At 65.0% G+C, this 13,716-nt stretch carries 13 protein-coding genes and 1 pseudogene; 10 read left to right on the forward strand and 4 right to left on the reverse strand.

Going from position 1 to position 13,716, the window contains the following annotated elements:
- Positions 1-30: 30 nt before the first annotated feature.
- A complete protein-coding gene (locus NDO75_RS22750; RefSeq protein ID WP_310908916.1) occupies positions 31-300 on the reverse strand; it encodes a zinc ribbon domain-containing protein in 270 nt (89 codons plus the stop codon).
- A gap of 92 nt (positions 301-392) precedes the next feature.
- Here NDO75_RS22750 and NDO75_RS22755 point away from each other — a divergent pair, with 92 nt between their 5' ends.
- The 4 genes from NDO75_RS22755 to NDO75_RS22770 all read left to right on the forward strand — a co-directional run bounded on the left by NDO75_RS22755 (position 393) and on the right by NDO75_RS22770 (position 4,626).
- Positions 393-1,316, forward strand: a complete 924-nt coding sequence (locus NDO75_RS22755) for an A/G-specific adenine glycosylase (RefSeq protein WP_310908917.1) — start codon at positions 393-395, stop codon at positions 1,314-1,316.
- 97 nt (positions 1,317-1,413) lie between these two features.
- Positions 1,414-2,421 carry a sodium:calcium antiporter gene (locus NDO75_RS22760; protein ID WP_310908918.1) on the forward strand — a complete coding sequence of 336 codons (1,008 nt, stop codon included), beginning with the start codon at positions 1,414-1,416 and terminating at the stop codon, positions 2,419-2,421.
- Positions 2,422-2,942: 521 nt separating this feature from the next.
- Positions 2,943-3,641 (forward strand): helix-turn-helix domain-containing protein, encoded by a 699-nt coding sequence (locus tag NDO75_RS22765; RefSeq protein ID WP_310908919.1) that lies wholly within the window; start codon positions 2,943-2,945, stop codon positions 3,639-3,641.
- 418 nt (positions 3,642-4,059) lie between these two features.
- The gene (locus NDO75_RS22770; RefSeq protein WP_310908920.1) at positions 4,060-4,626 is read left to right on the forward strand and encodes a hypothetical protein; all 567 of its coding nucleotides are present in this window, start codon (positions 4,060-4,062) and stop codon (positions 4,624-4,626) included.
- Positions 4,627-4,673: 47 nt separating this feature from the next.
- Here the strand turns inward: NDO75_RS22770 and NDO75_RS22775 are convergent, their stop codons facing one another.
- Positions 4,674-5,123, reverse strand: coding sequence for a hypothetical protein (locus NDO75_RS22775; protein WP_310909193.1), 450 nt, complete (start codon positions 5,121-5,123; stop codon positions 4,674-4,676).
- Between the two features lie 125 nt (positions 5,124-5,248).
- Positions 5,249-6,639: pseudogene (locus NDO75_RS27810) on the reverse strand (RICIN domain-containing protein).
- A 251-nt stretch (positions 6,640-6,890) separates the two neighbouring features.
- On the opposite strand from NDO75_RS27810, the gene NDO75_RS22790 reads away from it, so the two are divergent.
- From NDO75_RS22790 to NDO75_RS22810, 5 genes are all read left to right on the forward strand, one after another.
- A complete protein-coding gene (locus tag NDO75_RS22790) occupies positions 6,891-7,622 on the forward strand; it encodes a GNAT family N-acetyltransferase (RefSeq protein ID WP_310908923.1) in 732 nt (243 codons plus the stop codon).
- Positions 7,623-7,735: 113 nt separating this feature from the next.
- Positions 7,736-8,893 (forward strand): hypothetical protein, encoded by a 1,158-nt coding sequence (locus tag NDO75_RS22795; RefSeq protein ID WP_310908924.1) that lies wholly within the window; start codon positions 7,736-7,738, stop codon positions 8,891-8,893.
- Between the two features lie 96 nt (positions 8,894-8,989).
- Positions 8,990-10,168, forward strand: coding sequence for a redox-regulated ATPase YchF (locus NDO75_RS22800; RefSeq protein ID WP_310908925.1), 1,179 nt, complete (start codon positions 8,990-8,992; stop codon positions 10,166-10,168).
- A 150-nt stretch (positions 10,169-10,318) separates the two neighbouring features.
- On the forward strand, positions 10,319-10,585 hold the full coding sequence (locus tag NDO75_RS22805; protein WP_310908926.1) for an amphi-Trp domain-containing protein: 267 nt from the start codon (positions 10,319-10,321) through the stop codon (positions 10,583-10,585).
- A 132-nt stretch (positions 10,586-10,717) separates the two neighbouring features.
- A complete protein-coding gene (locus NDO75_RS22810) occupies positions 10,718-10,966 on the forward strand; it encodes a hypothetical protein (RefSeq protein ID WP_310908927.1) in 249 nt (82 codons plus the stop codon).
- 27 nt (positions 10,967-10,993) lie between these two features.
- Here the strand turns inward: NDO75_RS22810 and NDO75_RS22815 are convergent, their stop codons facing one another.
- A complete protein-coding gene (locus NDO75_RS22815) occupies positions 10,994-11,854 on the reverse strand; it encodes a UbiA family prenyltransferase (protein ID WP_310908928.1) in 861 nt (286 codons plus the stop codon).
- A 109-nt stretch (positions 11,855-11,963) separates the two neighbouring features.
- On the opposite strand from NDO75_RS22815, the gene NDO75_RS22820 reads away from it, so the two are divergent.
- On the forward strand, positions 11,964-13,652 hold the full coding sequence (locus tag NDO75_RS22820; protein ID WP_310908929.1) for a thiamine pyrophosphate-binding protein: 1,689 nt from the start codon (positions 11,964-11,966) through the stop codon (positions 13,650-13,652).
- Positions 13,653-13,716 lie beyond the last annotated feature (64 nt).

The following is a 13,716-nucleotide window of genomic DNA, read 5'->3' on the forward strand; positions in this document are numbered from 1 at the left end:
CGGTTCGTGCCCGTAGTATCGTACGCCGATTCAGCGGACGGCCCCGCAGTAGTCGCAGGTGTCGGCGTCGGCGTCGATCCGCGAGCCGCAGGCGTCGCAGTTCGTCCGCTCGAGGCGGTCGACGTCGTCGTAGCCGGGGGATTCTCGCAGGGAGACGGCGATACCGATGAGTATGATCGATACGCCGGCGACCGTCCACCCGACGGGGCCGAGGGACAGGTAAAACGCGATGAGATACGGTGCGACGAGTATCGCGAACCCGATGGCGATCAGTTTCGGACCGAGCGACTGCGAACTCATGTAAGCGTACGACACATTCTACGGAGAAAAACGCGACGGATACGTCGACGTCGACCATCACCCCTAAACCGTCGCTTCCCCAACCCCCGTCGATGACAGCAGAGGCCGGAAAGCGGGCGCTACCGGACGATCAGAAGGCCGTCCGCGAGGCGCTGATCGCGTGGTACGAGGACGACCACCGCGACTTTCCGTGGCGGCGAACCGACGATCCCTACGAGATCCTCGTCAGTGAGGTCATGAGCCAGCAGACCCAGCTCGGCCGCGTCGTCGAGGCCTGGGAGGAATTTCTCGAGCGGTGGCCGACGACCGCCGATCTGGCCGACGCCGACCGCGCGGACGTGGTCGGCTTCTGGACCGATCACAGTCTCGGGTACAACAACCGGGCGAAGTATCTCCACGAGTCGGCCCAGCAGGTCGAGACGGAGTACGGCGGCGACTTTCCGACCACGCCCGACGAACTCCAGGAGCTGATGGGGGTCGGGCCGTACACGGCCAACGCGGTGGCGAGTTTCGCGTTCAACGACGGCGACGCGGTCGTCGACACGAACGTCAAGCGGGTGCTCTATCGGGCCTTCGGTGTACCGGACGACGACACGGCGTTCGAAGACGCAGCGCAAAAACTCATGCCGGCCGGCCGCTCTCGAGTCTGGAACAACGCGATCATGGAACTCGGCGGCGTCGCCTGCGAACAGACGCCGAAATGTGACGAGGCGGGCTGTCCGTGGCGCGAGTGGTGCGACGCCTACGCCAGCGGCGACTTCACCGCCCCGGACGTCCCCACCCAGCCCAGTTTCGAGGGGAGCCGCCGACAGTTCCGCGGCCGCGTGATCGCCACGTTGCGAGAGTACGACGAACTCGAGCTCGATACACTCGGCCACCGCATCCGCGTCGACTACGCGCCCGATGGAGAGTACGGCCGCGAGTGGCTCGAAGGACTGCTCGCCGACCTGGCCGACGACGAACTGGTCGAAACCACTGACTGCGACGGGGAACGGGTCGCGCGGCTCCGTCGCTGACCGCTCGCGAACTCGCGATCGACGGTGGACCGGGCGTTCGCCGTTGGGTGCGCTCGAATGGAATACGTCTTCAGCACGTACCGACAACCGTCACTCGATGAACGCTCTCCTCGTCCCTCTCGTGCTGGCGGTCGTCGCGACTGCCGTCATCTGGTGGGGGAGTGAACGACTGGAACTCGCCGCCGAGCGTCTCAGCAAGCACTACGGGTTGCCCGTCGCCGTCCACGGGGCCATCGTCGTCGCCGTCGGCTCGAGCTTCCCCGAACTCAGCTCCATCGTAATTAGCACGGTGCTCCACGGCGAGTTCTCGCTGGGCGTCGGCGCCATCGTCGGGAGCGCGATCTTCAACCTGCTCGTCATTCCGGCGTTCTCCGCCCTCTCGACCGACCGACTCGAGGTGACCAGAGATATCGTTCACAAGGACGCGCAGTTCTACGTTATCAGCGTACTCATCCTGTTCATCGTGTTCGCCCTCGGTGCGACGTACGTGCCGGGAGGAACGAACGAGGCCGCCATCCTGACGCCGCCGCTCGCCCTCATCCCGCTCGTTTCGTACGGGATCTACGTCTTTCTCCACCAGCAGGACGCCAGCGACCACGTCGCCGACGAGTCGGTCACCGTGAACCCGCGTCGAGAGTGGGCTCGGCTGACGGTTGCGCTTCTGGTTATCGCCGTCGGCGTCGAGGGGATCGTCCGCGCCGCGCTCACCTTCGGTGCGATCTTCGGTACGCCGTCGTTCCTGTGGGGGGTGACCGTGATCGCGGCCGCGACGAGCCTGCCGGACGCATTCGTCAGCGTGCGCGCCGCCAGAAACGACGAGAGCGTTACCAGTCTCACGAACGTCCTCGGGAGCAACACGTTCAACCTGTTGGTCGCCATCCCCGTCGGCGTCCTGCTCGCCGGCTCGGCGACCATCAACTTCCTCGCGGCGGTCCCGACGATGGGATTTCTCGCGTTCGCGACGCTCGTGTTCATCGTCTTCACTCGCACCCATCTCGAGCTCACGAATCGCGAAGCGTACGGGTTTCTGGCGTTGTACGCCCTCTTTCTGTGCTGGATGACGCTCGAATCGATCGGTAGCATCGAGACCGTGCAAGGGATTTGAGACGCCCCTTGGCGATCGGACCCCCCGTGACTGGCGGCCCGGAATCCAACGCGTGAGTCACATCCGCTCCGATCGGCGACGAACGATCGACGCTCGATTCGCGGTCGAGTCCCGTGTCGAGACCGATCTACCGACGGCGGTCCCCTCACGAGCGAGTCCGAGTAGCGGCGGAAAAGAACGAACGACAACGCCGTGCATTCCCTGGCGGCCAGTTCCAGTGGTTGGCCATCTCGTACGATGCTGGCACCGTACTTGTAGCTGCTCGGGAGTTTCAGGCACTGAGAACCCACGAGTCGACTCGTTCGCTCCCTCTGCCGGCTACCGGTGGCAGATATGACAGCCGTGCAATATTTTTTCGGACGATATTCTTAGCGAAGCTAGAGAGGCCGCAAACGATGGAATTATAACGACTTGTTAACTCAGGCGAGAGTCACTCGACACTGATAATCACTGTGATTGGGTGGCGGGAAAGGCTACCGGTAACAAAATCCGTCTATACGTCTCTGTGGTGAGATCCGATAATGACTACAGTCGTCGAACTCGAGATTTCGGCCGATCGACTCGGTTTCGACCGGACGTTCGATCGAGTGTCGGCGTTCGAATTCCAGGTTGGTGGGATGATCGGCGGGTCCGCACCGCTGGTCTGGACGGGTGGACCGGATCAAGAGACCGTTCGCGAGGCGCTCGAGGCGGATCCGTCGGTCGACCTGATCGCGAGCGTCGTCGACGATAGCGGCAACGCACCGATGGACGACGAAACCGCTGTCGGCCCGGGAGATCGCTGGCTGTTTCGACTCGAGTTCGGCGATAGCGTGAAACTGTTCGAAGAGATCGTGACCGAACACGACGGGGCCATTCTGACGGCGCGCGGACACGACGGCCGCTGGATGCTGAAACTACTCTTTCACGATCGCGAGTCGGTCTCGGCCTGTCACGAACTCTTCGAGCAGTACGACTACCGGGTGAACGTCACCCGAATCAGCGGCGTCGACGACCTTGCGACGGCGCGGACGCCCCTGACCGAAACGCAGTACGAGACGATACACAAGGCCCACGAGTTGGGCTATTTCGACGTGCCGAGAGGCGTTACCCTCAAGGAACTGGCATCGGAGTTGGGTATCTCACATCAGGCGCTCTCCGAGCGGCTCCGCCGCAGTCACGCCGCCCTCGTCAGCGCCGAACTCTCCGATCGAACTGCGCCGATGGAGATCGATCCGTGACCGAATCGGGCTCGCCAACGCAGCGAGACTGACAGATAGATAACTCCCGCGCTTCCCTGGCTAGATAGTTGCCGACATCAGGTTTCTGTTTGCCATATATACATCGAATGGCCAGTTTATTCGCCACCAATGGCGTATTTGTCTCGAGGAATAGTTTTATTATTGGACGCACCAACAATAGGATGTCGGCGTGGTGCTGATCGCCCGCCGAACTGTGAACGACTGGAAGCGCCGGTGGATCACCCGTGCTCGATTACCGATCCGCGGTCATTCGTGGCTGTATGACCGCGTCACACCCGGACACCCGACGGGTCGACCCACGGCCCGTCCCGCCGTTTTCGACCCAGCAGTTCAATGGTCGTTCAAAACTAGTCCGTAGATTTATCTGTTTGTCAGGAATACTCTCCCGAGAAGGAGAGTGACCAGTCGCAGCCAGACGGACGCGGTCGATGGACCGACTCGAGCGTCCGATTCGGATGGGGTCTCGTCGGACCTGAGTCTCGACGACATTTATCACCTCCTGCAAACGAAGCGTCGTCGTGACGTGCTCCGCTATCTTCGGGACGCAGAGGGACCGGTTCGACTGCGCGAACTCGCCGAACAGATCGCCGCCTGGGAGCAGGAGACGACCGTCGACAACCTGACATCGGACGAGCGCCAGCGGGTCTACATTTCGTTGTATCAGTCCCACTTGCCGAAACTCGACAATCACGGGATCGTCGACTACGACAAGGATCGCGGTCGAGTCGAGGCGACGCCGCTCGCGAACCGGCTGGATTCCTATCTCCAGCCGCCCAGCGAACCCGCGTCGGCCGATCGGTGGCCGCTGCGGTACGCGGGGACGGTCGGCCTCTGTGGTCTCTTTCTGGCCGGGATTGCGGCGGGAATCGTCCCGATCGGCGGCCTCGCCGGTGGGGCAGTCGTCCTCGTTTCGTTCGCGGTCGTGACCGGCGTCCACGCGTGGTCGACCGGTCGCTTCACGTAAGTCACGAAAGTAGCGAGCGGACCGGAGCGCACAGCCAGCGACGACCGTCAGTCGGCGCGGGAGAGGGCTGCGGCGTTCGGATCACGGGACCGCTCGAGCAGTCGACGGGCGTGAAACGCGACCGAGAAATCCTGCGGGCTGGGGAGGGCACAGGCCAGCCAGCCGATGGCCGCCGCGGCGACGACCGGCGTCTCGGCCGTCACGTAGCCGGCGGCCGCGAGCCAGAAGACAGGGATCGCGAGCAACGCGGGTGCGAGAGCTGCAAGTCGGAGGGCCCAAGCGGGCTCGCGACCGGACGGCCGGGGGTGGACGGCGGCCCAGGGGCGGGACGTCAGGAGCGAGACGACACCTTCGGACCGGCCAGGGAAATAGGAGACGGTGTACTCGACGCGGGCGAGTCGGAGAACCGCCGCGTGCGCCCACTCGTGGGCCACCAGTCCGACTGCTACCGCGAGCACGAGCGCACAGCCAGCAACCGCCACGTTCGTTCCGATCATGGAGAACGCGAGACACACCTGTCGGGCACCCCGGCGAACCGGGGACATCTCGCGCACTCGAGTCGAAACACTGCCGGTGGAAGGTCGTCCGGCTGTACCAGTTGCCGTCTTAAGGGCGAGCGGACTCAGACCGACTCGAACGTCCAGCGCTGGTTAGCACCGCCGGTGTCGGGCCACTGCATGACGTTCGCGCCGTCGGCCGTCGAGGCGTTGGCCACCTCGAGCAGTTGGCCGCTGTGAACGTTGACGATCTCGTAGGTGCCAGTCGCGATCGGGCCGCTCGCACTGCCGTCGTCCCCGCTGCCGTCGTCGCCCGAACCGGGCTGGGAGCCGCCGCTTTCGACGACGCTCGCCCACTGGGCGAGCCAGTCGCGCAGGCCGCTGTCGGGGACCGACAGCGAGTGGGTGTTGACCGGGAGTTGCGGGTAGCCACCGACCTCGTCGGGGTGGCCGACCCAGTAGTCGTAGGGTGAATCGAGCCGGTCGTTACCCGCCCGGTCGCTGATCTCCTGGACGATGCGCCGGTCGTTGCCGGTCCGATCGGCCGGCCGCGCGCCAGCGTTCGAGAGGTTGTGACTCTCCACGTCGCCAGCGGGTAGCTCCGAGAGACCGCTGGGCCACAGCGGCGGCGAACTCGTACTCGAGACCTCGGCGAACGACTGCCCGTCGAGCGCCGGATCGGCCGTCACGTTGTCCCGGTGGTAAGCCGTGGGCGTCCCCTCGAGGATCGGGTCGCCGGTATCGGTCAGCCCGGTATAGACGTTGCCGACGAAGCTCGTGGTGGCGGAGCTGTCGGCGTTGGCCGACTCGTCGAAGAAGTACGTGAGGTTGTTGGCGACGACCGAGTCGGTGTCGGCCTTGAGCCGCGGCAGGCGACCGCGACACTTCGCCCAGACGTTTCCCGCTAGCGTGACGTTCGACGCGCCGTCGCCGACCAGCGTGCCGTAGTTGTGGTCTGCCTCGTCGTCTAGGGGTTCCACAGCCCCTCGTAGATCAGCGAGTTGATGACCGTCGTGTTCTGCGTGTCGTAACCGACGGAGAGACACTCGTCGACGCCCCACGAGACCGTTACGTGGTCGACGACGTTGTTCCGGGTGCCGTCCTGCGTGTTGAAGGCGTCGTTGCCTTGGATCGACCCGTCGCCGGGGCCGATCCGTGATCGGATGTGCTGGACGACGCAATCGTTGGCCCCGATCTGGACGGCTCCCCTGATGAACGTGATTCCTGGCGAGGGAGCCGTCTGTCCGGCCACCCAGCACTTGTCCTCCGTGATCTCCAGATTACTGTTCCCGAGGTCGATCGTCCCGCTGGTTTCGAAGACGATGAGGCGCGGGCCGCTCGTCTGAAACGCGTCCGCGACCGCGCTTCGAGTCGGTTCCGCGACCGTGATCACCTGTACGTCCTCGTTCTCGAGCCACGAAGTGTCCGCGAACCCGTCATCGAGGCCATAGTGTGCGTCCCCGGACTGGGCCGTCACCGACCCGACGAACGAACTCATCGATCCAGCACCGATCATCGCCGATGCTGCTGCCGTTTTCAGATACCGCCGCCGTGTATGGTTCATTGAAACTAACTGCATACAACCATAGTAATATAAATATATGTTTTTACTAGATGAACTATACTCAGATATGAAGTCGGCCATACGATCGATCTGCAGACGACCGGCTCGAAGCCGCTCGCGGCTGTCTGTGGTAGCGGGGGAGTGTCGGTCCGCGCTCGAGCAGTCGGCCAAAGATTAAGTAGTGGTTTGTGGTACCGAAACTCATGGCAACAACTGACACGCTCGAGTTCGGCCACGAGGATCGCAAGCAGATCTACGAGTACGTCGAACGCCACGGAGCTGTCGACCCCGAGGAGACGCGCGACCGGCTCGGCCTCGACCCCGGTGGCTTCCGCCACCACGTCGCGATCCTGAAGCGGGACGGCCGGATCGACGAGGAAGACGGGACGCTTCGCGTGACGATCGACGCCGGGGCAGAAGAAGAGTACGTCTCCGAGGATCTCGAGTTCCACATCCGGCCGGCACGCCAGGAGGACCTGACGGGGATCGTCGGCGCGATCCGGCAGGTCGCAGAGGAGAAGACCTACATCGAGGCCGAGAGCGTCGCCGACGAGATCGATCACGAGAACACGTTGCTCCGGCACAACGAACTCGAATCACGGATGTTCTTCGTTGCTACGGTCGAGGACGACGTGGTCGGCTGGGTACACCTCTACGCGCCTGAACTGGAGAAGCTGAGCCACACCGCCGAGGTCACCGTCGGCGTCTTGGAAGAGTACCGCGGCCACGGCGTCGGCTCCCATCTACTCTCACGAGGTCTGGAGTGGGCCGGTTCGAACGGCTACGAGAAAGTCTACCAGAGCGTTCCCTCGACGAACGAGGAGGCGATCGCGTTCCTCGAGGCCCACGACTGGGAGACCGAGGCGATCCGGGAGGATCACTACAAACTCAACGGCCACTACGTCGACGAGGTGATGATGGCTGTCGAACTCTGAGTTGACAATTCGATTTATATGACCGTCCCTGAAAGGGGACGGTATGCGCTTCGCTACCCCCGTTCGATTCGAGTGGGAGGGGTGGGGGGGAATCGACCGTCGCGATCGTCTTCATGGGACTCGTGCTCGCGGTCACCGGTATCGTCCGGACGCTCGGAACGCCGGCCTCGCAGCCGGTCGTCGCGTTCGAACTGTTCGTCTCGTTGCTCGTTCCGACCGGGCTGGCCACCGGCGGCTACTGGTTGGCCAGTCGAAACGTCTCCTCTGAGGTCCGCTGGCGAGCCGTGATACAGGTGTCGGCCGGAATCGTCGTCACCTGCGCGCTCGTCGTCTGGCTGACGGGCTACGTCACCTTCGAGGGCGGCACGATTCGCGATCCGCTGTCGCTGACGACGACGCTGGTCCCGGTCGGCGGCGCGGCCGGCTTCGTCACCGCCGTCCGGGAGCAACCGGATATCGCTTCGTCCGGATCGATCGACGCGAGCGGAGCGTCTCGAGCGGCCGATACCGAATTGCCTGCCGCGGCCGAGCCGTCCGGCCCGGCCGTGCAGTCGTCGGCGACGACCGATGCGGCGATCGGACCGACGGCGACCGTTGTCACCCCGACGGTCGCGATCGGACCGGTGGCGAGCGACCGTCCGACGATACCCGACGCGCAGACCACCACCGCGGCGGTGGATCCCGATGCAACTGGGGCAAGCGGGACGGAAACGACCGGGGCGGGGACGATGGCGACGAGGGGATCGGCTGCCGTCTGGAGCGATACCGATCTCGCGGGGCGGACTGCCGCTCCCGTCTGTCCGCTGCAGCCGTCCACCGGGACCGTAACCGACGACAGTGACCCCGACGCGTTCGACGCGTCCATCCATGATGCGTTCGCGGACGGCGTCGACTCACTCGACTCGCCGACGCCGACGCGAGATCCCGGCGTTGACGCCGTCGCAGCCGTTCCATCGATGGCCGAAACGGTCCTCGAAGTACTCCGGAAGGAACGTGCTCGACTCGCGCTCGCCGTGCTCTACCACGAGTGGAACGGCGACGCGCGCTCGGTCGACGCGCTCGCCCGGGCCGTTTCGTATCACACGGACGAATCCGTCGACGAAGTCGCGGCCGGCCTTCGACACGCAACGCTGCCCGAACTGCGCGAGATCCGGGCCGTCGACTGGGAGCCCCACGCGGATCGCGTTTCGGCGTCGGATCACGCCGTCTTCGAGGAAGGGGTTCGCGAAGCGTCGGTCGTCCTCGAGTCGTTCGAACCGGGCACCAGATAACGGCCGCCGAAATCCCGGTCGCGGAGTCGGTTCGCCGGTCGGACTCCGAGTTGTGGAATCGAAAGGTAGTTTTCCCGGACCCTGCTACCCTGAGTCATGCTTTCGATCGCACTTGCCGGGAAACCCAACGCCGGCAAGTCCACTTTCTACACGGCGGCGACGATGGCGGAGGTAGACGTCGCCAACTACCCGTTCACCACCATCGACGCCAACCGCGGGGTGAGCTACGTCCGAACGGAGTGTCCATGCCTCGAGCGCGACGAGCGCTGTAACGCCGACAACTGCGAGGATGGCAAGCGCTACGTCCCGATCGAGCTCATCGACGTGGCGGGGCTGGTGCCGGGCGCCCACGAGGGGAAAGGGCTGGGCAACCAGTTCCTCGACGAACTGACGAACGCGGACGTGATCGTCAACGTCGTCGACGCCTCCGGCGGAACCAACGAGAAGGGCGAGCCCGTCGACATCGGCGACCACGATCCGCTCGCGGACATCGACTTCATCGAGGAAGAGATGGACCTCTGGCTGGCGGGCATCGTCGAGCGCAACTGGGAATCCGTCGAGCGCAAGTCCCGATCGCCCGATTTCGACATCGACGATGCCCTCTCGGAGATGCTCTCCGGCTTCGGTGCCTCGCCGAAACAGATCGCGATCGTCCTCCGCGATCTCGACTACCCCGACGACCCCATCCAGTGGGAGGACGAACACCGCGAGGCGCTCGCCCGCGACGTTCGCCGGCGGACCAAACCGATCGTCGTCGCGGCGAACAAGATCGACGTCGCCCCCGAGGAGAACGTCGAGCGCCTGCTCGAACTGGACAAGCCCGTGATCCCGACTACCGCGGAGGGTGAACTCGCGCTCCGCCGGGCGGCCGACAACGGTCTCGTCGACTACGATCCCGGCGACGAGACGATCGACATCGGCGACACCGTTAGTGACGCGCAACGCGAGGCCCTCGAGGGACTCGCCGAGACGATGTCGGACTGGGGTGGCACCGGCGTCCAGACGGCGTTCGATCATGCAGTCTACGACCTGCTCGATCACCTCACCGCCTATCCCGTCGAGGACGCCTCGAAGTGGTCCGACGGCAGCGGCAACGTGCTGCCCGACGCCTTCCTGCTGCCCCGTGGCTCGACTCCGGTCGATCTGGCCTACAGCGTCCACTCCGACATCGGCGACGGCTACCTCCACGCCGTCAACGCCAAGACGAATCGCGAGGTCGGCGAAGATTACGAACTCGAGGAGGGCGACGTGATCAAGATCGTCAGCACGAACTGAGGACACCTCCCCGTCGACCCGACGCCCGATTTTCCTGACGCCACCTCGCTTCCGTCGCGGGCTCGATTCGTTCTCGCCGTCGACACATATACTCGAGCAAACAGCGTCAGGCAGTCGGCTTATGCCGCGGACCCGTTGAGAGGCAACTCCATGGTGGAGAAAACACTGGCCGAGGACGAGTTCACGCGAAACGAAGTCGCCGAGCGACTTCGCGAACTGGCCGACGAACTCGAGGGCGACGGTTCGTCGTCGGTTCGGACCGGAAACAAGACCGTCGACCTCCATCCGTCGGAAACGATCGCGTACGAGGTCGGCGTCCGCGAACGGTCATCGATCCTCCGCGGGAACCGCGAGACGGTGACGATCAAGATGGACTGGAAACCGCCGAGCGTCTCCGAGGAGGCCGACACCGACTAACGGCTCGCTCGAGCACTCGAGCGAGTCGACGCCGCAAGCGTTCGAGGGGCGAAATTGCCGGTTCACCGCATTCTCTCGGCCGATGTCGAGTAGAGATACCCTTTTCGCTCGTGGTGACCTACGCGGTACATGATGCCACGTTCGTTACCCAACCCCGGATTGAAACGCGACCGAGTGCTCCGGGCACAACTGGCCGATCTCAACGAGCGACTCGAGGCGAGCGAGCAGCGACACCGGCAACTGCACAACACCGTCACGGCGCTGGGACGCGAAGTCGGGGTATCGGTCGGCTCTCCGTGCGGTCACTGCAACGAGAGTTACATGCTCATCAAACGGGGGTGTATGTACTGTCCGCGATGTGGCCACAGCGGGGCAGTGTAGCGATCGCTCGAGCCGGCGGCTCGCGACTCACACGAGGCCAGCGACCGGATCGAATCGCACCGCGGCCACGAGCACGGCGAGGAAAACGTACGAGCCGCGGATGAGTAACATCGTCGCGAGTTCGGGATCGGCCCGCCGTGCAACGAGCGCGACGACGGCGAACGCGAGGGCCGCGAGCAGCGACGTGACGGGGAAGACGCGAGCGATGGCGAAGCCGGCGACGGCGACGAGCGCGACGGCCATCAGGCCGTACGCGACGCCGTAGGCGCGGTCGGGACCGACCGCCACGGCGACGGTCCGCTTTTCGATCGAGCGATCGTACGCGTAGTCCTGCGCGTCGTCGATCACCTTGACTCCAGAGAGGAGCGTCAGGAAGACGAGCGCGAAAGCGATCGGCACTGCGGTGAGCGTCGCCGCCTGCACGTAGTAGCCGCCGAGCACCGAAAGGGCGATTCCGAGCGGGTACCCGGTCGTCGCAGTCACGGGATTCATATCGAGTTGGGGGGCGTGGTGGTAGGCGATCAGCCACGTCGGGACGACGAGCGCGACCGCGAACAGGTCGACGAGGACCCCGAGGGCGACACAGCATAGCGCGAACGTCGCCGTCGACAGCGCGAGCGCGACCTGACAACCGGTCGCGGACAGCGGATGGTCGTCGTCCTCGCCGCGGACGTGGAAATCGACGTAGCCGTCCTTGACGTGGGCCGTGTAGACCGCCGCGAACATCGCGACGACGTGGATCACTGCGATTGTTGGATCGACGCTCCCGGCGAGGATCGCGCCGAACAGCGACGCGGCGAGCGGCGGCGTCATGAATACGGGATGGACCTGCGACCAGAACGCTCGAGCCGTCGCGCCGACACCTGTCCCATCTCTCGCGAGGGGCATAGTCGAGCGACAACGAACTGACGCATAATACCCGGGCCGGGTCCGCAGACGCTGGAATCCGCTTTCCGAAACACACAGTTTGATGTGAAATGCCGTGCCACGAGGGAGCATGACGGACAGCTATACTGGTGCGGATCTCTTCACTGACGCTCTCGAGTCCTACGGCGTCGACTACGTCTTCGGCAACCCGGGTACGACCGAACTCCCGATCATGGACGCGATCGGGGAAAGCGACCTCGAGTATCGGCTCGCGCTCCACGAGGACATCGCGGTGGGAATGGCCTCGGGCTACGCCCAGCGCCGACGGTATCACTCCCACCACGACGACTCGGTGACGCCGGTCGGGGTCGCGAACCTCCACATCGCGCCCGGTCTGGCCCACGGGCTGGGGAACCTCTACGCGGCTAAAATCGCGGGCGCGCCATTGGTCGTAACCGCGGGCAACCACAGCACCGACTTCCGCCACGAGGAGCCGATCCTCTCGGGTCGGCTCGCCAACATGGCCCGCGAGTTCTGCAAGTGGTCCGACGAGGTCCTCGACGTCTCGGCGCTGCCGACGATGCTCCGCCGGGCGTTCCGCGTCGCGATGACGCCACCGACGGGACCCGTCTTCCTCGGCTTGCCGCTGGACGTGACGATGGCCGAAACCGACGCCGAACCCGAACGGCTCGGCGCGATCCCCAACGCGGGGAGCGGCGATCCGGTGCAACTCGAGCGTGCCGCCGACCTGCTGACCGAGGCGGAGAGCCCGGTGATGGTCGTCGGCGACCACATCGCCCGCTCTGGCGCCGACGCCGTCGCCGCGGCGGTCGACCTCGCGGAGGCGACGGGCGCTCGCGTCCACGGCGAGATCCTCTCTTCCGAGGTGGATTTCCCGACGGACCACGAGCAGTGGGTCTCCTACCTGCCGACGAACGAGACGCTCGCCTCGATGCTGATGGACACCGACACGCTACTGTTCGCGGGCTGTTCGACGAACACGACGCTGACCCGCCACGAGGAAGCGCTCGTCGATTCCGACACGACCTGTATTCACATTAGCGACGACGCCTGGCAGGTCGGTAAGAACCAGCCCGCAGACGCGGCCGTCGTCGGCGATCCCGGACTCGTTCTGCAGGGGCTCACCGAGCGCGTCCGAGAACGGCTCTCCGACGACGTCGTCGCCGACCGGCTCGAGGAGGTCGCCGACGTGAAGGCGATGGCCGACGAGAAAATGGCCGGCTACGGCGAGAGCGACGGAAGCGACCCCGGCTCCTCGAAAGCCGAACTCGTCGATGCGATGGAGCGCGTCGCGGGCGACGCCGCCATCGTCGACGAGGGCGTCACCTCGAAGTACGCCATGCTGACCCGGTGGGACCTCGGCCCCGAGCAGTACATGTCGAACAAGGGCGGCGGCCTCGGCTACGGGCTGCCGGCCGCGGTGGGCGCTGCCGTCGCCGAGGAGCAACTCGAGGAGCCCCGCGACGTGATCGGCTTCATCGGCGACGGCTCCTACCAGTACTACCCGCACTCGATCTACAGCGCCGCCCGCTACGATCTGGACCTGACGGTCGTCATCTCCGACAACCGCAACTACCGCATCCTGAAGGACAACACGCTCCATCTCATGGGCGGCGAGGAGGAGGACTACGACTTCGTCGGCATGGACTTCGAGCCCGCGGTCGACCTCGTGAAGAACGCCGAGAGCCACGGGGCCCGCGCCGAACTCGTCGAGACGCCCGACGAGATCGAGAGCACGCTCGAGGACGCGCTCGCTCGCGAGGGGACGGACGTGCTCGACGTTCTGGTCCACGACTGAGAGCCGTCGCGCGGGTTTCGGCGCTCCGGCGTTTCGGAACGGTACTCGGTCGGTGGTCGGTAGA

Source organism: Natrinema sp. 1APR25-10V2, from assembly GCF_031626495.1.
GTDB lineage: Archaea > Halobacteriota > Halobacteria > Halobacteriales > Natrialbaceae > Natrinema.

Bases quoted from the DNA above. Each gene is read 5' to 3' on its own strand.
- NDO75_RS22750 (WP_310908916.1), bottom strand. From the start codon at position 300: ATGAGTTCGCAGTCGCTCGGTCCGAAACTGATCGCCATCGGGTTCGCG.
- NDO75_RS22755 (WP_310908917.1), top strand. From the start codon at position 393: ATGACAGCAGAGGCCGGAAAGCGGGCGCTACCGGACGATCAGAAGGCC.
- NDO75_RS22760 (WP_310908918.1), top strand. From the start codon at position 1,414: ATGAACGCTCTCCTCGTCCCTCTCGTGCTGGCGGTCGTCGCGACTGCC.
- NDO75_RS22765 (WP_310908919.1), top strand. From the start codon at position 2,943: ATGACTACAGTCGTCGAACTCGAGATTTCGGCCGATCGACTCGGTTTC.
- NDO75_RS22775 (WP_310909193.1), bottom strand. From the start codon at position 5,123: ATGATCGGAACGAACGTGGCGGTTGCTGGCTGTGCGCTCGTGCTCGCG.
- NDO75_RS22790 (WP_310908923.1), top strand. From the start codon at position 6,891: ATGGCAACAACTGACACGCTCGAGTTCGGCCACGAGGATCGCAAGCAG.
- NDO75_RS22795 (WP_310908924.1), top strand. From the start codon at position 7,736: ATGGGACTCGTGCTCGCGGTCACCGGTATCGTCCGGACGCTCGGAACG.
- NDO75_RS22800 (WP_310908925.1), top strand. From the start codon at position 8,990: ATGCTTTCGATCGCACTTGCCGGGAAACCCAACGCCGGCAAGTCCACT.
- NDO75_RS22805 (WP_310908926.1), top strand. From the start codon at position 10,319: ATGGTGGAGAAAACACTGGCCGAGGACGAGTTCACGCGAAACGAAGTC.
- NDO75_RS22810 (WP_310908927.1), top strand. From the start codon at position 10,718: ATGCCACGTTCGTTACCCAACCCCGGATTGAAACGCGACCGAGTGCTC.
- NDO75_RS22815 (WP_310908928.1), bottom strand. From the start codon at position 11,854: ATGCCCCTCGCGAGAGATGGGACAGGTGTCGGCGCGACGGCTCGAGCG.
- NDO75_RS22820 (WP_310908929.1), top strand. From the start codon at position 11,964: ATGACGGACAGCTATACTGGTGCGGATCTCTTCACTGACGCTCTCGAG.